The sequence below is a fragment of the Arthrobacter sp. zg-Y916 genome, assembly GCF_020907385.1.
Taxonomy (GTDB): Bacteria; Actinomycetota; Actinomycetes; order Actinomycetales; family Micrococcaceae; genus Arthrobacter_B; species Arthrobacter_B caoxuetaonis.
Genome location: NZ_JAJJOD010000006.1, coordinates 216,607 through 233,948, shown reverse-complemented (window position 1 = coordinate 233,948; position 17,342 = coordinate 216,607). Strand labels below are relative to the sequence as shown.

Genomic DNA, 17,342 nt, shown 5'->3' with positions numbered 1-17,342 from the left:
TAAAGTGCAGGCGCCCTAGTTCGCCGCCAGGTCCTGGGCTTCGGTCTCGATCTTGCCGATGCTGGAGACGAGGTCGGCCCGCCCTTCAGCCAGGCGGTAGGAGAGCCCGACGACGGCGGTTGCTCCGGTGCTCACAGCATCCGAAATCAGCCGTGAGCTTTCCACCAGGCGTTCCGCGGTTTGCCGGGTGTGCTCAACGACCATGTCATTGACCTCCTCCAGGCCGTTGCGCTGGGCGGCCAGGACCGAGGGGGTGATGCGTTCGACCAGTGTCCGGACGTAGCCCGCAGGCATCGAGCCTGTGTCGACCGTGTGCTTGGCCGCAGTCACTGCGCCGCAGCTGTCATGGCCCAGGACCACGATCAGCGGAACCCCCAGCACTCCCACGCTGTACTCGAGCGAACCCAGGACGGCGTCGTCGGTGACCTGTCCTGCCGTGCGGACCACGAAAACGTCGCCGAGGCCGAGGTCGAAGATGATTTCGGCCGCCAGCCTGGAGTCGGAGCAGCCGAAGATCACAGCGAACGGATTCTGTTCGTTCACTAGTGAGCTGCGGCGGGGAGCGTCCTGGTTGGGATGCCGGGAGGTGCCGGAGACAAAACGTTCGTTGCCTTCACGGAGGCGCTGCCATGCCTGGGCTGGAGTGAGCGGAGCGCTAAGGGGGCTGTTCAATTCGGTCACCGTTCCACCATAAGGCTCAGGCGGCACTCCGGTGCTCTGTTACCGCCGGGTGCAACGTTCCGGCTGCTAGTTGCCGGAGGGGGCCGCGAGGTCCTGGAGGACGGCCTCGGCCAGGACGTCAACGCTGGCAAGGTCGGCTTCGGAGCTGAGGATGACGGTCATGCCCTCGACCTCCGTGACCAGGTGCGCTTCCCCGTTGGCGCTGTCCCGCAGCTGCCACACGGCTCCACCGGCAGTGCGCTCACCAGCCACGAGCGAGTCCCGGGTGGTCTGCGAAATCCAGGTCGGGTTGGCTTCGGCGGTCTGCGTCAGGCGGATGAATTCGGTATCGGGAGTGAGATATCCCACTTCCCAGGCGGGGACGCCGGAATTGACCCCGGAGTCCCAGCGGGCGTAATTGGCGGTCCAGCCCTCGGGCAGCCCGGGAGCCAGGGGATCGTACCCGGCGTCGCCGGCAGCTTCGCCCGCGATGGCCTGGACGTCTACGTCCCGCACCGGAGGCTTCTGGTACGGGTTCAGGAGCACCGGTATGAGGACGATTGCCAGCGTGATCCCGGTGGCAATGAGCATGCCAATGACATTCGCGTTGGCACGTTTGGCCTGCTTGGCGGTCAAGGTGGGGGTTACGGGATTCTCCGGCTGCTGCTCACTCACCCTTCCATAATCGCCTATCCGGGGGGTCAAGTCCTATTTTCGGCCAAGCCGCCGGGGTACGGGAGCAGCTGAAAGCAGCCCAAAACAGCGTTCCAGCGGTGAGGTCCGTGTCACGGCGACTATGATCGGATCAAGGATCAGCTGCAGGCCGCTGTCCGGGACCATGTCCTGGGCAGGCCTGAATTTCGAAGATGAGGTTAACGTGTCCCAAGGTGCCCAGTACTCAACTCTTTCTCCCGCACTGGCCGTCGGTGATGACGAGCCGGACCGGAACCTGGCTCTCGAGCTGGTCCGGGTGACCGAAGCCGCAGCGATCGCCGGCGGCCACTGGGTCGGTTTCGGTGACAAGAACGCCGCCGACGGCGCTGCCGTCGACGCAATGCGCTCCCTGATCTCCACGGTCCACTTCAACGGCGTGGTTGTCATCGGCGAGGGCGAAAAAGACGAAGCACCCATGCTCTACAACGGCGAGCATGTTGGCGACGGAACGGGTGCGCTGTGCGACGTCGCTGTCGACCCGATCGACGGAACCCGCCTGACCGCACTGGGCATCAACAACGCCCTGGCCGTGCTCGCAGTTGCCGAGCGCGGCACCATGTTCGATCCCTCCGCCGTGTTCTACATGGAGAAGCTGGTCACCGGCCCCGAAGCCGCCGACATGGTGGACCTGCGCCTCCCGGTCAAGCAGAACCTGCACCTGATCGCCAAGGCCAAGGGCAAGAAGATCAACCAGCTCAACGTCATGATCCTCGAGCGCGACCGGCACAAGCCGCTGGTGCAGGAAATTCGCGACGCCGGCGCCCGCACCCGGATGCTGATGGACGGCGACGTCGCCGGCGGCATCGCCGCTGCACGCGAGGGCACCGACGTCGACGCGCTGATGGGCATCGGCGGAACCCCCGAGGGCATCATCACCGCCTGCGCCGTGAAGACCCTGGGGGGTGTCATCCAGGGCCGGCTGTGGCCGACCTCGGACGAGGAGAAGCAGAAGGCGATCGACGCCGGGCATGACCTTGACCGCGTGCTCTCCACCAATGACCTGGTCACCAGCGACAACTGCTACTTCGCTGCGACCGGCATCACCGACGGTGACCTGGTCCGCGGCGTGCGCTACAAGAAGGACCGCGTGCTGACCCAGTCGATCGTGATGCGCTCGAAGTCCGGAACCATCCGCGTGGTCGATGGCGAACACCAGTCACACAAGTGGGAGTCCTACGCGCGCCTGCGCTAGGAACCAACACAGGAAGGGCGGGCCGGAGTCTTCCGGCCCGCCCTTCCTGTGTTCCGGCCCTGCCGCAAGGTCTAGCCGCGGCGGACAGCGGCGACCCGCGCCGCGACCGTCGCGATGACCACCACCGCGGCCGCAGCCGCTGCCAGGACCGCAGTCGCCGTCGAGACCAGTTCGCCGGTGACCCGGGAAACCGCGATCCAGGAAAGGCCCCAGGCGAGAGCCGCAGCCGGTGCCAGGCGTCCGCGGCCGTACACGGCCAGCCCGATCCCGACGGCTGCAGCTGCTGCGAGCACAGTGCCCGCCCAGAGGACCGGGTCGAGGCCGAACCCGTCAAAGCCCCCGGCGGTCAGGGCAGAGGCGATATTGGCGCAGATGGCCACGCAGACCCAGCCAAGATAGAGCCCCAGGGTTCCGTCGACGACTATGGCTCCGAGCCAGCTGTCGGGACGGCTGCGGGAGTACCGCTTGAAGACGATGGCCAAAGTGACCAGCAGCGCGGCGATCACGGCCACGGAGAGCGGCACTGAGCCCGCCTGCACACTGAGGATCCAGGCCGCGTTCAGCAGCATGGAGACGGCCACGAGCCAGCCCAGTGAGCGCTGCCGCGGTGCCGAACGCTGTGAGGGCAGCCACTGGTAGACCGTGTAGGCGCCTAGGCCGGTGTAGATGACGGACCAGATGGAGAAGGCCGGACTCGCCGGTGCCAGGAAAGTGGCATCGGCGCTGAGGGCCCCGCCTGCAGCTTCGGCGATGCGGGTGCCGCCGAAGACGCCGACGCCGATCACCGAGCCGATGATGCAGAGGATAAAGGAGGCGGTCACCGTCAGTTGGCGGATCAGGTCCCGGCGGCCGAAGCCGGTCCGGCCATCAACAGACGGTTCCGATGGACTGGATGCGCTGGGGGTCGAAGTAGCCATAGTCGAGCCTAGCAAAGCCTGCTTACTATATACCGCCCCGCCGGTTCCAGCTGCATAGCAACCGCCGTGTTCCAGCCCGGTGCCGGCTTCCACGTAGGCTTGATGTCATGACACTGAGCGTTACTCCCTGTACTGATCCCACCCGCTGGAACGAGTACGTCAACCAGTTCAACGGTCATCCCCAGCAGCTGTGGGGATGGGGGAAGACCAAGGCTGATCACGGTTGGCGTGTGGAGCGGCTCCTGCTCTCCGAGGGCTCCGGGGTAGTGGGCGCCGCCCAGCTGCTGCTGCGGCCCCTGCCGTTTCCCTTCCGGGCCCTGGCCTACATTCCGCGCGGACCGCAGGGGCAGCCGGGACGGGAGAACGCCATGCTCGACGCCGTCGCCGGATGGGCCAAAGCACACCACGGCGCAGTGGCCCTGACGATCGAGCCGGACTGGGACGACGCTGCTCCAGCTACCGCCGCACTGCCGGCTGCAGGGTTCCGGCGGAGCACCAACACCATCCTCATTCCGCGAACGCTGATCCTGGACCTGACGCTTAGCGAAGAGGACCTGCTGGCCGGAATGAGCAAGAAGCACCGGCAGTACATCCGCAAGTCCGGCCGGGAGGACCTGGACTACCGTGCCGTGACGGCCGCAGAGATCCCGCAGTGCCTCGCCGTCTACAAGGAGACCGCTGAACGCGCCGGATTCGGCATCCACGAGGACCGGTACTACCAGGACATCTTCGAGAACCTGGGTGCTGATTCACCGGTCTACGCCGCATTCAAGGGAAACGACGTCGTGGCCTTCCTGTGGCTCTCCGCCAGCGGACACACTGCCTTCGAACTCTACGGCGGCATGAGTGAAGAAGGCGAACGCCTCCGGGCCAACTATGCGCTCAAATGGTTCGCCATCCGGGAAATGAAGGACAGGGGAGTCACCCGCTACGACTTCAACGGACTGCTCAACGACGGCGTGTCCAAGTTCAAGACGGGCTGGGCGCAGCACGAAGACCTGCTGGCCGGGACCTGGGACAAGCCGCTGTCCCCGCTGTATCCGGTATTCACGACGGCGCTGCCGCTGGCCAAGACGGCCCTGCGCCGTGCCCGGGGGGTGGCTTCCTCAGTGGCCGCCCGGGTAAGGCGCTGACCCTGCCCGCGGGGACGGCGCCCTAGAGGTCCAGCTGGGGCTCGTCCGGGACGTTGGCTGCGCCCGAGGCGCCGACCGTAACGGCGAAGGCCAGGGCGCCGTCGTCGTGCTGGGCTGAATGGGCGGCGAGCTTCGCGATCACCGGGGCTTCCTCCGCCGGGATGAAGGCGCAGTCTCCGGGGTGCAGGACCAGGTCCTGTTTCGGGGAGTCCAGGACCACTGAGCCGCGGAGCGCAATGACCAGTGTGGGCCCGTTCTGGAGTACGGGCACGTCCGAGGCCGACATGCTCTCCGCCCCGTTGGCGGACTGCACCAGCTCCAGCCGCTGCAGCGCGAATTCGCTAAACGGCGGCCGGTACACTTCCTGGCCCAAGCCGCTGGTCTGGGCTTCCACCCGCGGGATGCCCAGGGACTGGAAATCGATGGTCTGCAACAGCTCCGGGATGTCCACGTGCTTGGGCGTCAAACCTCCGCGCAGGACATTGTCCGAGGAAGCCATGACTTCCACGCCCAGCCCGCTGAGGTAGGCATGCACGTTCCCGGCGGGCAGGTAGATGGCCTCCCCGGGAGCCAGTGAGACCCGGTTGAGCAGCAGGGAGATCAGGACCCCGGGGTCTTGGGGATAATAGCCGTCGAGCACTTCCAGTCCTGCCAGCGCCGGATCCAGGCCGGCCCTGGCACCTTCGTCCAGCGAACGGAGGGCTGCAGCTGCCGTGGCCACCGCGTCCCTGGCATCCTCATCCCCGGCGATCAGGCGGCGGAACACCTTCTCCAGCCGTTCCGCCTCGGGGCGGCCGGATTCAAGATCGGACGCCGCTTCCACCAGCAGGGCAGGGGCCGGGCGGCCGGAGGCCTCCACGAGAGCCGCCAGGGCGCGGAACAGCTGTGCCGCATCTTCCGGGGAACGGAAGCCGCACAGCGCCTCAAAGTCGCTCAGGGCGAAGATCATCTCGGGTTTGTGGTTGGGATCCTTGTAGTTGCGGTTCGCTGCAGACCGGTCGACCCCGGCAGCGTCTTCGGCTTCAAAGCCTGCCCGGGCCTGTTCCTGCGTGGGATGGACCTGCAGGGAGAGCGGCGACCCTGCAGCAAGGACTTTCGCCAGGAAAGGCAGTTCCGGTCCATGCTGTGCGACGCTCTCGCGGCCCAGGGCTGCTTCCGGGTCGCTGCTGATCAGCTCGTCCAGAGTGGAAAAGCCGCCGGGGGACTCCACCAGGAGTGACGGAGCGCCCGGATGGTCACCAAACCAGAGTTCCGCTTCCGGTTCGCCGCTGGGATCGCGGCCGAACAGCTCGGCCATGGCGGTTCGGGATCCCCAGGCATACGGGCGGAGGGTTCCGGCAAGCAGGTACATGGTTCTTCCTCAGGACGCTGTCGGATGGCCGGTGCAGCCCGGCACGGTGATTCTCGAAGTCAGCCTGCGCTGCACACGCCGTTGTTGTCCAGCAGCATACCCAGCGTGGCAGTGTCGCCGATCCGGGCAAGCTCCTGCAGGTACTCCTCGGTGACCTCGGGGCCCGCTTCAGCGGCTGGAGCTTCTGCAGGAGTCTCTGCGCCGATGGCTGTGTCCTGTTCCGGGACCGCCGGTGCTTCCTCTGCCGGTGCTTCCTCGGCGTCGGACCCGTTGGTCGCTTCAACCTCAGCGGCTTCTGCCGCCGCGTCCGTCGCTGCGAGCATTTCCTGCACCCGTGCGTGAATGAGGTTAAAGTCCGGATAGGTCACGAAATTCTCGGCGGCCGTGCCGAAATCGGGCGGGCCAATGGTCATGCGCTGGACTTCGTGGTTTTTGGACTTCAGCGCCAGATCGACGAAGCTGCCCAGGGCGTCCTGCGGGATGTCGGTGTGAACGACCTGCTCGCCGGCAGAGGCGATGGCCTGGAACCTGGTAAGCAGCGTGGTGGGGTCGAGCTGGGCAACCATGGCCTGCTGGACGCACTGCTGGCGGGCGATCCGGTGATAGTCCGTCACGAATTCGCGGGACCGGGCGTACCAGAGAGCCGTGTAGCCGTCCATGGTCTGGACGCCCGGCGCGATCCAGCCGTCCGGCGGGTAGTGCAGGTTGGTGCCGGGGATTTCCGCCGCCGTGATCGGAACCCAGCCGCCGGCGTTGATCTTCACGCCGCCCATGGCATCGATCAGGGTGGAGAACCCTTCCATGTCCACAATGACGTAGGACTGCACTTCAAGGCCGAGGATGCCTCCGGCTGCGTCCATCATGGCTTCGGCACCGGGATCGGCGGAGCCGGGGTAGAGATCGGAGTAGTTGTCCGTGACGACCTGGTACAGGCTGTTCAGGATGCATTCGTCGCCGCAGTTGTACCCCTCCGGGTACACCTGCCAAAGCGGGGAGTCCTCCGTGAACAGGGCGTTCTGAAAGTTGCGGGGCAGGCCGAAAGTGACGATCTGGCCGGTGTCGGCGTCGACACTGAAAACGGACATACTGTCCGGCCGGAGGCCGGTACGGTCCGCCCCGGCGTCTCCGCCCATCAGCAGGAAGTTGTAGCGGCCGTCCACGGGATCCAGTGCCGGGCCCGAAGCGAAGATAGTGCCGAACGTCTGGCGGCTGACGTTGAGCAGCCAGGCGCCGTACGCGAGTCCGCCGCTGGTGACGACCATCAGCACCGCCAGCGCACCCGCTACTGCCGGACGGACGTTCCGCTGGAGCAGGGGAGGGCGGATGATCCGGAAAGTGTTCAGGAAGAGGAAGGCCCAACCGGCGGCGAGCAGCGCCAGGACGGCCATGATCAGGAAAGACGCCCATCCGTTGGTGAAGATGTTCACCAGCAGGATGCGGTTGGTCAGGGCCAGGACCAGGACCGCGATCACCGCGGCCCAGACCATGAAGGTCACCTGCAGCGCACGCCGTCCCAGCCGGCGGTCGCCGGCCACGATCTGAGCCGAACCAGGCAGAACCAGGGTCAGGAACAGCAGCAGGAACGCGCGCTTGGTGCGTACCTGGGGAGAGGCGGATTGCGGGTAGCGCACCGGATCCGTGTAAAGGAGTCCGGGAGCTCCGGTGCCTGTCCTGGCCATCCGCGCTGCCTACGCGTTTTCCGGGACAGAGGTCCGCAGGCGGGCACCCTTGGCCATCGCGGCCTGGCGAAGCTCGCCGGCGAAATCGATCAGCTGCTCCTGCAACCTTGCGGCCAGGGGATCGGTACCCGCCGCCAGTATGCGGACGGCCAGAAGCCCTGCGTTGCGGGCCCCGCCGATCGACACGGTGGCTACCGGGACGCCCGCGGGCATCTGGACGATGGACAGCAGGGAGTCCATGCCGTCGAGGTATTTGAGCGGAACGGGGACGCCGATGACGGGCAGCGGCGTCACGGCAGCAAGCATTCCGGGCAGGTGGGCGGCGCCGCCGGCACCTGCGATGATCACGCGCAGGCCGCGGCGGTGTGCTTCCTTGCCGTACGCGATCATTTCCTCCGGCATCCGGTGCGCGGAGACGACGTCGGCCTCATACGGAATGCCGAATTCCGCCAGTGCCGCTGCGGCAGCGTCCATGACCGGCCAGTCTGAATCAGACCCCATGACCAGGCCGACCAGCGGCGTTTTGGCGGTGCTCATGCCTTCTCCTCGATAGGTTCCCGGCCGTCCCGGATAATGGCGGCTGCCAGTTCTGCGCTGCTGCGCACGGATGGAAGATCCGAGACCTCCGCGCCGACCACGTTGACGTGTCCGATCTTCCGGCCGGGACGGACGGACTTCCCGTAATTATGGACCTTCGCGGCAGGAACGGCGGCCATCGCTGCCCGCGTGCCCTTGAACAGATCCGGGTTGTCTCCGCCCAGGAAGTTCTTCATGACCACGACTTCGCCAAGGAGCCCGGTGCTGCCCAGCGGGAGGTCAAGGACTGCGCGCAGATGCTGTTCGAACTGGCCCGTGACGGATCCGTCCATAGTCCAGTGGCCGGAGTTATGCGGCCGCATCGCCAGTTCATTGAACAGGAACCCGACGCCGCGGCCGGGCGTTTCAAACAGTTCTGCTGCCATCACGCCGGTGACACCAAGTTCGTCCGCGATCCGCAGCGCTGCGGCGGCCGCTGCAGCTGCAGTGTCCGGATCCAGGTCCTGAGCCGGTGCAATGACCTCGTCGCAGACGCCGTCTACCTGGATGGAATGCACCACGGGCCAGGCAGCACTTTGGCCGCCCGGTGTGCGGGCGATCAGGGCGGACAGCTCGCGGGTGAACGGGACCTTCTCTTCAGCCAGCAGGGGCGGGCCGGTGAACCAGTCTGCGGCTTCGGCGGCTGCCGCGGCATCGTCGATGATCCGGACGCCCTTGCCGTCATAACCGCCGCGCGGGGTCTTCAGTACTACGGGCCAGCCAGCGGCCTTACCGAAGTCAACCAGGTCCGCGACGCTTGATACGGCGGCCCAGCGCGGGTTGGGCAGGCCCAGCCGGTCCACTGCAGCACGCATCACCAGTTTGTCCTGGGCATGGAGCAGGGCGTCAGGGCCGGGCTGGACGTTGACGCCCTCCGCCAGCAGCGCCCGCAGGTGCTCTCCGGGAACGTGCTCGTGGTCAAACGTCAGGACGTCGACGTCCTTGGCGAACTCGAGCAGCTGGGCGTAGTCGGTGTAGTCGCCGACGACGGAGCGGGAGACTGCGGGAACAGCGGAAACGTCTGGTGCTTCGGCCAGGACACGCAGTTCAAACCCGAGCTCAGTGGCCGCCGGGGCCATCATCCGGGCTAGCTGGCCGCCGCCGACAACGCCGATTATTGGAAATCTCACCTCTACAGGTTACCGAAAGCGGGGCCCATTCCCGCTCCGTGTCAGCGGTTCCGGGCACCCCTCCCGGCCAGTTCCCATCATCAGCGGGTAAACTATGGTCTTTCCGCCGTGCCAGCGCACGGGGATAGCCCCGCCCGGACAGGAATCATTCTTCGGGCACTACTGGCCGCGGAGGGTCATGATCACACGTTTTATTTCCTGGCTCAGGTCGCTCGCGTCCGCCTTCTGGCGTGAAGTGGCGAAATTCGGCACCGTGGGCGCGGTCGCGTTCGTGGTCGATAACGGCCTGACGTGGTTCTTCATGCACTCCATCATGGAAGGCAGTCCCGCCAAGGCGCGGTTCGCCGGTGCCACTATCGCGACCCTCTTTTCCTGGGTGGCGAACCGCTGGTGGACCTTCCGCCACCGCCGGCAGACGAATGTGGCGAAGGAGTTCACCCAATTCATCCTGATCAACGGTGTGGGCATCTTTATTTCCACCGGGTTCACCTGGATTGCCCGCTACCCGATGGGCATCACGGACAACGGAACCCTGTTCATGGCCGGCGTTGTCGGAATCGGCGTAGCGACAATCGTCAGGTTCCTGGCCTACCGCTACTGGGTCTTCAACGCCGTCCCGGCGGACAAAGCGGTGGAGGACGCCATGGAGCTGACCCTCCATCCGGAGCGGCAGCCCGCCGAGTCGGTACCGGAGCAGGCCAGGCCGCGCTCCCAGTCAGTCGCAGAGCCGGGCAAGCCGCTCAAGCCCCAAGCCGAGCAGTAACCCTTTCAGCGGCCATCAGGCGTTCAGTGGACTGCACCCCCTCGCCCAGCAGCACCAGGGTGCCTCCCGAGGCCCACACGCCCAGCGCGGCAGCCAGGACGCCGGACATGCCGGCTTCTGCGGGAGCCAGGAGCACCTGGTGGCCGGAGCCGGCACCCTCGGGGGCATGCCGGGCCAAAAGATCAGTGAACGCCGTGCCCGGTTCGGCCCCGGCAGCCACAGCCACCGCGGGGGAGTCCCGGTATTCCTCACCGGCGTAAGTGTCAGCGTAGGCGCGGACTTCGGCCGCGTAATCGACCGTTCCGGCCGGGAGCTGCCCCGGCCAGGACATGGCCAGGGCCGGGAGAGCCGCCGCAACCACAACTTCGCCTGCCGAACGCGAAGCAGGTTCCTCCGACGTAACCCTTACCTGTGCACCGTCGACTGCCGATAGGGCAATTGAGCAGCCGGTCTGCCAGGCGGAGAGAGCCCATACAAGGGTCTTCCAATGCACGGGCAGTTCAAGCTGGACAGTGGTCCCCGGTTCAGCGTCCAGTTCCTCCACCAGGAAGTTCGAGGTCTTGGCAACCCAGTTGTCCAGGACCTTCCCGGAGAGCTCAATCCGTTCGTGGTTAGGTCCGTACCAGATCAGCGCAGGTGAGGTAGCCTGCTCAGTCCGGAGCGTGGACAGTATGGATGGGACCGGGTTTTCCGTCATGGCTTTGGCTTTCGGTGAGGCGTGCTGGTGGATTCCGGCGGACTTCAGAGGGACAGTCCTGCGCAAATTTACGGCGTGGCGCGCCGACGCCGGACGCCTCCGACTCTATAGGATGCCGAAACAGCTTGACGGGGACGTATTACACGCGTGTAATTAGGGAACGGATTTGTTCCAGCAAACCATGACCGACATGCGTTCACAGCAGGCTGATTGTCGCCTGTGTGAATCCAGATATCCGCTGCTGGGGCATTTACACCGGGAGGACTCCATGGGGCAAGCAGACAAAATGCAGGACCGGACGGACATCGCCGCGCAGGCTTCGGCCAGCTACGGCTCTCGGGGCGTACCCGTCGACTGGTATGTCGACCCCGCGGATCCGGAAGCAGCCGACCGCTACCGGGAAGGTGCTGCCAGCCTTGAGGACGCCGCAACGGCCTTCCTCGCCGCCCACGAGGCTTTGGCCGGGGGAGAGGAAGCGCCCGATCCCGCTGATCTCCTTGATCCGCCCATCTCGCTTTTCCCGGCACCGGCAGAGACCGAGGAACGCAAGATCTGGATTGGGCTTCCCGGCTTTGGGGATTCCTACGCCGACGAAGGCGACCTGGGCTGGCAGGCTGATGCGCTGTGCGCCCAGACGGACCCGGAAGCGTTCTTCCCTGAAAAGGGCGGTTCCACCCGCGATGCCAAAAAAGTCTGCGCCGCATGCAACGTCCGTTCCCAGTGCCTGGAATACGCACTCTCCAATGACGAGCGCTTTGGAATTTGGGGCGGTTTGTCCGAGCGGGAACGCCGGCGCCTTCGAAAGCAGGCAGTCTAATTCTTTCGCACGTCCGAGTATGCGCCGTTGTGGTTGCCCACAACGGAGCCGAGTACCTCCCCGAAACTCTTTCCGCCCTCAAGGCCCAGACCCGGCCGGCAGATGCCTGTATTGGTGTCGACGTCGGGTCCACTGACGCATCGGCCTCCCTGCTCCAGCTGGGGCTTCCCGTAGGGAGCCCAGTCACGGGCGCGCCTGCGCGTGCCGGATTCGGTGCCGCGGTCAAGACGGGGCTGGCCCAGCTGCCCGCCCGCTCCGGCCCGGCCGATGACAGCGTGGAGTGGCTCTGGCTCCTGCATGATGACTCCGCCCCCGATGCCACGGCCCTCGCGGAACTCCTCCGTGCCGTCGAGCTGGCCCCATCGGTGACGATTGCGGGCACCAAGCAGGTTGACTGGGAGAATCCCCGCAAACTCATCGACGTTGGCGTTTCCGTCAGCCGCTGGGCTGAGCGCGTGACCATGGTGGATGTCGACGAGCTGGACCAGGGCCAGTACGACTCGCGCAGCGACATCTTCGCCGTGAACTCCGCCGGAATGCTGATCCGCCGCGATGTCTGGGACGCGCTGGGCGGCTTCGATCCAGGACTGCCGGGAACCGGCGACGACATTGATCTCTGCTGGCGGAACCGGCTTGCCGGCAACCGCGTGGTGGTCGTCCCGTCGGCAAGGGTCCGGCATGCCGGAAACCGGCCCAACACTGCTGCCACCGCCCGCGCTGCGCGCAAGGCGGAAATTTACCTGCGCCTCAAGCATGCACCGGGATGGCAGATCCCCTTCCTGGCAGTGGGAGCTGTCCTGGGCGGCTTTGGAAGGTTCTTCCTCGGCATGCTCGCCAAGGATCCCGGCTACGCCGCCAATTCCCTGCTCTCCAGCATTGCCGGCGTCCTGCGCCCCGTCGACCTGTACCGGGGACGGCGGAAAGCCGCTGCAACGCGGAAACGGCCCCGGAGTGCGGTCCGCGCCCTGGTTACCGGGCCCCGGGAAGTCCGGGAGCACCGCCGGTCAGTCCATGAGGCCGATGCAGCCGCCAAGGCCAATTCCCTGCACCGCACCCCCACGGAAACGTACGAACCGAGCGGCGATGCGCACGATGACTTCACATCCCTCGCCGCCGGACGCAGCTGGGTTGGTGCCGGGGCACTTGCCGCCGTCGTCCTGCTCGGCGCCCTTTCCATGGCCGGGCTGTACCGGTTCCTGGGGGCGCCGGCGCTCACCGGCGGTGCGCTGCTCCCGCTCTCGGGAACACTGGGCGGAATCTGGACCAACGCCAGCGGCTGGTGGGCCGAAGTTGGTGCGGGCTATCCCGGTCACGGTGATCCCTTCGACTACGTGCTGTGGCTCCTGGGCGCGGCCGGACTGGGAAATCCCAACGCTGCCGTGGTGGTGCTGGTCTTCCTGGCGATGCCCCTTGCCGGGCTCAGCGCGTGGTTCGCATCCGGTGTCCTGACCCGCCGCAGCGGACTGCGGTTCTGGGCTGCGTTGTTCTGGGGGACAGTGCCTGCGCTGCAGGCTGCGCTGGGTGAAGGCCGCCTCGGGTCCGTGATCGCCCACATTGTGCTTCCGGTGACGGTCCTGGCCATGGCCCGGGCGGTCGGCGCGGGCACGAGCGAGCCGACCATGGCCCACGAGGGTGCTTCGCCGCGCAAACCGGGTGTCCATGGAACTCCGTCCTGGACAGCCGCTGCCGCCGCAGGGCTTCTCCTTGCCGTGCTGACGGCCAGCGCTCCGCTGCTCCTGGTTCTCGGCGCACTGACCGTGCTGATTCTTTCGGTGCGCCTGCGGTCCCGGGCGCGCACCCTGTGGTGGTCGCTGCTGCCGCCGGCTGCGCTGCTGCTTCCGGTCGTGCTTTCTGCGGCAGGAAACCTGCGCGCTGCCGCCGCTGATCCCGGTGTTCCGCTGGCTTTCACGCCTGCGGCCCTGTGGCAGCAGGTACTGGGCTACCCGGCCGCGTTCGACGCGGCGGATCCCGTGCCCGCACTGGACTTCCTTCCTCCGGGGCCATGGGCCCTGGTCCTGGCGCTGATCATCGGTGCGCCGGTGATCATAGTCGCCGCGGCGGGCCTGTTCACCAGGCACCGCACCGGCGTCGTACGCCTGGCCTGGGTGCTCAGCCTCGCGGCCCTGGCCCTGGCCGGAGCCAGCGCCTACCTTGCCACGGGCAGCTCCGCCACTGCGCTGGTGACGCCCTATCCCGCCCCGCTCATTTCGGCAGCCCTCTTCGCGCAGCTCTGCGCCGCGCTGGTGGCCATGGACGCCTTGCTTGCTGCACGCACGTCCCCGAGCGGGAGCGTGAGCCGGCCCGTCACTGCCCTGGCAGTCGCCGCCGGCGTGCTCCTCGCTGCCGGACCGGCGGCAAGCCTTGCCGCCTGGGTTATCCCGCAGACAACGGGAACCGCCGCGGATGCCGGGACCGGCGGAGCCCAGCCCGGCACCAGGCCGGCCATCCGGGCGACCGAACCGCGGACCCTTCCCGCCACCGCTGCCGACCGCGGCAACAGCCCCGACCAAACCCGCTCGCTGGTGCTGAGAACCGGGGAGGGCGGTGACGTCACGGCAACACTCATGCGCTCCGGGGGGAGCACCCTGGACGGATTGAACGCTGCCTATGCGGCAAGGGGAGTCCAAGGTGAGCCCGGGCGCGAGTCGCTGGCGGCCGACGACGAGGCGACCTCGGAGCTCCGCAGGGCTGTCGCCGTCATTACGGCCGGCACTGGCGTGGATCCCAGGCCTGAGCTGGCCCGGCTGGGCGTCGGTTTCATCGTCCTGCAGACCTCCGATACTGCGGCCCAACTCCTGGCGGACCGCATGGACGCCGTTCCCGGCCTGACTGCTGTAGGGGAAACGGACTCCGGCTGGCTATGGCGCGTGACGGGAGCACTGGACGCCGAAGGAACCGAGGCTGCAGCCGGACAGACAGCCAGGGCCCGCATCCTGGATGCCTCCGGCCGGACGGTCGCATTGGTCCCCTCGGGGCCGGCTGCGGTCAGCACGGACATTCCGGCAGGGGATGAGGGCCGGATGCTTGTCCTGGCTGAACGCGCTGATCCCGGATGGCACGCAAACCTTGACGGCCGGAATCTGACGGCTTCCACCAACTCGTGGGCACAGGCCTTCATGCTTCCCGCGGACGGCGGCAGGCTCAGCGTTGATTACCGCAGCGCCTGGGAACCCTGGACGGAGATCCTCCAGATCGCCGTCTTCGGCCTGACTCTGCTCCTGGCCGTCCCCACCCCGGCGCGGTCCGGGGTGGTGCGGCTGCCCGGCAAGCAAGGACCTGTGCGGGTGCCAAGCAGCCACAACAACGCGGAGGCGGAGGACACCGGTGCTTCGGCGGATGAACCCGGCACTGCCGGCGAACCCGTACCGCCGGGCCAGCCCGGCCGCCGCAGCGTGGCCAAGCCGAGACCGGAGAAGAAACGCAGCCGGGTTCGCAGGCTCCGGCCCGAAAAGCCGAAGCAGCCTGCCGCGCAGTCCAGGACGGACAGTCCGGACAAGGCTTCCGAGAGCGCCCCATCGAAGAGTTCCACAGAAGGAGTCCGCTGATGCCGATCTCCGGAGAAGCCTCGCGGTCCGCAGCACGCAGCCGCCGACAGGCCCGCCGCACCACGGCCTACACCGTCGTTTCCGGCGTCGTCCTGCTGGGAGCTGCCGGTGCACTGGTGACCGCTGCAGCGATAGCCGCGCCGCCGGGATCAAGCCTGACGGTGCAGCCGCCGGCCACGGAAGTTCCGGCCGGAGCGCTGACTGCCGTCTGCCCCGAACCGCTGCGCCTCCTGGCGGGCAACGCCGGCGGCACCGATGCGGACTACAACCCGGTGTCGGAGTCGGCAACCACAACGGTCAACGCCGTCGTCCTGGGAGGAACCGGGTCGACGCTGCCGGCAGCGCAGCTGGGCACGCTGGCTGAGGGCGAACGAGTGGCCGGGATCGACGCCGGAAGCGAGGTTCCGCTGACCGGTTCACGGTTTGGCGGAGTCATCTCCAACGCGCCGGCCGCCGAAGCCACGGTGCTGAAGGCAGAACCCAGCGGCAAGGAGCAGGCCGCGGCAAACGCCGTACTCGGGTACACGGCGAACGACGGCGACCTGGCCGGCCTGGCGGCAGCCAACTGCCAAGTGGCGGAAAATGACATGTGGCTGGTCGGAGCCCGCACAACCGTCGGTGCAACCGCAGTCCTGCGCCTGACCAATCCGTCGGTGACACCCTCCACGGTCGACCTGGAGCTGCATGGCGCCAAAGGCCGGATCGAAGCCGCCGGCAGCCGCGGCATCGTCGTCGCGCCCGGTGAAAGCCGCTCCCTTGTGCTGGCCGGCTTCGCTGCCAACGAGGAGTCCCTCGCTGTCCGCGTCCGCAGCTCGGGCGGCCCGGTGACCGCCGTTGTCGAACAGAGCATCCTGCGCGGACTGACGCCCGGCGGCGTGGAGATTATCGAGCCCACCGCGGCGCCGGCGCCGCGGCAGGTCATCACCGGCGTCGATCTCCAGTCCCCGGACACCATCAAGGAGCTGGCGGAACAGGACGGGCACGGGTCAGTACGGCCGTTCCTGACTGTGGCCGTCCCGGGAACCACGGACGCCGCGGTCCATTTGCGGGTCTTTGGACCGAAGGGCGAAGTGCAGATCCCGGGCGGGGGCGTCTTCAGCGTGCCGGCCGGAACGGCAGGCCGGATCCCGCTGGCAGACCTGCCCGCGGGAACGTACTCGCTGGATCTGACCGCCGATGTGGCAGTTGCCGCCGCAGCGGTCTTCAGCCGCGGCACCGAGCCGGACGAACGCATTGACCTGGCTGTCGCTCCGGCGGACACACGGCTGGGAAGCGAACACCTGGTCGTCGCCGCTCCCGGCGGCGGCTCGGCACTGGTCTTCACCGCTCCGGACGGACCCGCCGAAATCCGGGTGCGGGCGGTCGGAAAAGACGGGGTGCTCCAGCAGGAAAAAGCGGTGGCCGTTCCGGCAGGACGCACGCTGAGCCTCACAGCAAAGGACATCGGTTCCGGAGAGCTCTCCGGTGTGCTGGTCAGTGCCGTGGGCGAGGCAGTCTACGGAGCCCAGCTGGTTACCGGCGAAGGTCCCGGCATCTCCGTCCTGCCGCTGCCTGCCGGAAGCGCCGGCAGCCGGACCGCGCAGGTTGGCCTCGGGTACTAGTCTCCGGTACTGGGAACCGCTGCCTGTTCGGGCCGCCTAGAGCGGCCGGAAACGGCCGTAGGTCGGATCGATGGTTTCCGGGTCCATGTTCATCAGCGACGCGAGCTGTTCCACCACGACGTCGTGGATCAGTTCGCTGACCGGTACCAGCCCGCGCGCAGTCGACTCGACCGGCCGGCGGTAGATGGTGATCACGGGCGGCTTGGGACCGTTTCCGGGGGCAGCTGCCGCCAGCGGAATGGAGCCGCCCCGGCGGAGCAGTTCTTCAAGCCCCTCCGGTATTTCCTGGACCACGAACTGGTAGGACTGGATGTCCTCGCCCCACAGCCGCTCAAGGCGCTGTGCAGATTCCATCACCCACTCGTCAAAGCGTTCCGCGCGGGTGCGCGAACCCGCCAGGTGGGCGGGCAGGAGCTCGCCGCGCAGGCCGCGTCCATGGCGGTTGCGGCGGCGGCTGCGGAACGGGCGCGGATAAACCGGATCCGGAGACCCAGCACCGGATCCGCTCTCCAGCCGTATCCGGCAGGACGATCCTTCAGGCATGGAACCACTCTAGCCCGGCGCACC

Annotated in this window: 15 protein-coding genes; 6 read left to right on the top strand and 9 right to left on the bottom strand. The window is 67.2% G+C overall.

All coding sequences use genetic code 11. The features are described 5' to 3' along the window. Nucleotides 1-15: 15 nt before the first annotated feature. Entirely contained in the window at nucleotides 16-681 is a 666-nt protein-coding gene (locus LOC59_RS11135; RefSeq protein ID WP_331460447.1) for a carbonic anhydrase, read from the bottom strand. 66 nt (nucleotides 682-747) lie between these two features. Beyond that, nucleotides 748-1,335 (bottom strand): DUF4245 domain-containing protein, encoded by a 588-nt coding sequence (locus LOC59_RS11130; RefSeq protein WP_229971972.1) that lies wholly within the window; start codon nucleotides 1,333-1,335, stop codon nucleotides 748-750. A 202-nt stretch (nucleotides 1,336-1,537) separates the two neighbouring features. Here LOC59_RS11130 and glpX point away from each other — a divergent pair, with 202 nt between their 5' ends. After that, nucleotides 1,538-2,566, top strand: a complete 1,029-nt coding sequence (gene glpX / locus LOC59_RS11125) for a class II fructose-bisphosphatase (RefSeq protein ID WP_227916429.1) — start codon at nucleotides 1,538-1,540, stop codon at nucleotides 2,564-2,566. Between the two features lie 71 nt (nucleotides 2,567-2,637). Here glpX and LOC59_RS11120 read toward each other — a convergent pair whose 3' ends face one another. Further along, nucleotides 2,638-3,483 carry a TspO/MBR family protein gene (locus LOC59_RS11120; RefSeq protein WP_229971970.1) on the bottom strand — a complete coding sequence of 282 codons (846 nt, stop codon included), beginning with the start codon at nucleotides 3,481-3,483 and terminating at the stop codon, nucleotides 2,638-2,640. A 107-nt stretch (nucleotides 3,484-3,590) separates the two neighbouring features. Here LOC59_RS11120 and LOC59_RS11115 point away from each other — a divergent pair, with 107 nt between their 5' ends. Then, a complete protein-coding gene (locus tag LOC59_RS11115; RefSeq protein WP_229971968.1) occupies nucleotides 3,591-4,616 on the top strand; it encodes a lipid II:glycine glycyltransferase FemX in 1,026 nt (341 codons plus the stop codon). Between the two features lie 22 nt (nucleotides 4,617-4,638). Here LOC59_RS11115 and manA read toward each other — a convergent pair whose 3' ends face one another. The 4 genes from manA to LOC59_RS11095 are packed head-to-tail and all read right to left on the bottom strand — an operon-like array spanning nucleotide 4,639 to nucleotide 9,352. Continuing rightward, nucleotides 4,639-5,967, bottom strand: coding sequence for a mannose-6-phosphate isomerase, class I (gene manA / locus LOC59_RS11110; RefSeq protein WP_229971966.1), 1,329 nt, complete (start codon nucleotides 5,965-5,967; stop codon nucleotides 4,639-4,641). Nucleotides 5,968-6,026: 59 nt separating this feature from the next. Further along, a complete protein-coding gene (locus LOC59_RS11105) occupies nucleotides 6,027-7,646 on the bottom strand; it encodes an LCP family protein (RefSeq protein WP_227916433.1) in 1,620 nt (539 codons plus the stop codon). 9 nt (nucleotides 7,647-7,655) lie between these two features. Further along, on the bottom strand, nucleotides 7,656-8,183 hold the full coding sequence (purE, locus tag LOC59_RS11100; RefSeq protein WP_227916434.1) for a 5-(carboxyamino)imidazole ribonucleotide mutase: 528 nt from the start codon (nucleotides 8,181-8,183) through the stop codon (nucleotides 7,656-7,658). Further along, the gene (locus LOC59_RS11095) at nucleotides 8,180-9,352 is read right to left on the bottom strand and encodes a 5-(carboxyamino)imidazole ribonucleotide synthase (protein WP_227916435.1); all 1,173 of its coding nucleotides are present in this window, start codon (nucleotides 9,350-9,352) and stop codon (nucleotides 8,180-8,182) included. The genes purE and LOC59_RS11095 overlap by 4 nt, the downstream gene beginning before the upstream one ends. Nucleotides 9,353-9,530: 178 nt before the next feature. On the opposite strand from LOC59_RS11095, the gene LOC59_RS11090 reads away from it, so the two are divergent. Continuing rightward, nucleotides 9,531-10,115, top strand: coding sequence for a GtrA family protein (locus LOC59_RS11090; RefSeq protein ID WP_227916436.1), 585 nt, complete (start codon nucleotides 9,531-9,533; stop codon nucleotides 10,113-10,115). Here LOC59_RS11090 and LOC59_RS11085 read toward each other — a convergent pair. Then, on the bottom strand, nucleotides 10,093-10,812 hold the full coding sequence (locus tag LOC59_RS11085) for a TIGR03089 family protein (protein ID WP_227916437.1): 720 nt from the start codon (nucleotides 10,810-10,812) through the stop codon (nucleotides 10,093-10,095). The two genes, LOC59_RS11090 and LOC59_RS11085, sit on opposite strands and share 23 nt — an antisense overlap. Before the next feature lie 268 nt (nucleotides 10,813-11,080). Between LOC59_RS11085 and LOC59_RS11080 the strand changes: the two genes are divergently transcribed. Genes LOC59_RS11080 through LOC59_RS11070 form a run of 3 tightly spaced genes read left to right on the top strand, consistent with a single transcriptional unit; the run spans nucleotide 11,081 to nucleotide 16,775 of the window. Next, nucleotides 11,081-11,629, top strand: a complete 549-nt coding sequence (locus LOC59_RS11080) for a WhiB family transcriptional regulator (RefSeq protein ID WP_229971964.1) — start codon at nucleotides 11,081-11,083, stop codon at nucleotides 11,627-11,629. A gap of 29 nt (nucleotides 11,630-11,658) precedes the next feature. Further along, the gene (locus tag LOC59_RS11075) at nucleotides 11,659-15,174 is read left to right on the top strand and encodes a glycosyltransferase (RefSeq protein ID WP_229971963.1); all 3,516 of its coding nucleotides are present in this window, start codon (nucleotides 11,659-11,661) and stop codon (nucleotides 15,172-15,174) included. Continuing rightward, entirely contained in the window at nucleotides 15,174-16,775 is a 1,602-nt protein-coding gene (locus tag LOC59_RS11070; RefSeq protein WP_227916439.1) for a DUF5719 family protein, read from the top strand. Before LOC59_RS11075 ends, LOC59_RS11070 begins: the two co-directional genes overlap by 1 nt. A 36-nt stretch (nucleotides 16,776-16,811) precedes the next feature. Here the strand turns inward: LOC59_RS11070 and LOC59_RS11065 are convergent, their stop codons facing one another. Then, nucleotides 16,812-17,318, bottom strand: a complete 507-nt coding sequence (locus LOC59_RS11065) for a metallopeptidase family protein (protein WP_227895126.1) — start codon at nucleotides 17,316-17,318, stop codon at nucleotides 16,812-16,814. Nucleotides 17,319-17,342 lie beyond the last annotated feature (24 nt).

Coding starts and splice junctions, on each gene's coding strand:
- LOC59_RS11120 (WP_229971970.1), bottom strand. CDS start 3,483: ATGGCTACTTCGACCCCCAGCGCATCCAGTCCATCGGAACCGTCTGTT.
- LOC59_RS11115 (WP_229971968.1), top strand. CDS start 3,591: ATGACACTGAGCGTTACTCCCTGTACTGATCCCACCCGCTGGAACGAG.
- manA (WP_229971966.1), bottom strand. CDS start 5,967: ATGTACCTGCTTGCCGGAACCCTCCGCCCGTATGCCTGGGGATCCCGA.
- LOC59_RS11105 (WP_227916433.1), bottom strand. CDS start 7,646: ATGGCCAGGACAGGCACCGGAGCTCCCGGACTCCTTTACACGGATCCG.
- purE (WP_227916434.1), bottom strand. CDS start 8,183: ATGAGCACCGCCAAAACGCCGCTGGTCGGCCTGGTCATGGGGTCTGAT.
- LOC59_RS11090 (WP_227916436.1), top strand. CDS start 9,531: ATGATCACACGTTTTATTTCCTGGCTCAGGTCGCTCGCGTCCGCCTTC.
- LOC59_RS11085 (WP_227916437.1), bottom strand. CDS start 10,812: ATGACGGAAAACCCGGTCCCATCCATACTGTCCACGCTCCGGACTGAG.
- LOC59_RS11080 (WP_229971964.1), top strand. CDS start 11,081: ATGGGGCAAGCAGACAAAATGCAGGACCGGACGGACATCGCCGCGCAG.
- LOC59_RS11070 (WP_227916439.1), top strand. CDS start 15,174: ATGCCGATCTCCGGAGAAGCCTCGCGGTCCGCAGCACGCAGCCGCCGA.
- LOC59_RS11065 (WP_227895126.1), bottom strand. CDS start 17,318: ATGCCTGAAGGATCGTCCTGCCGGATACGGCTGGAGAGCGGATCCGGT.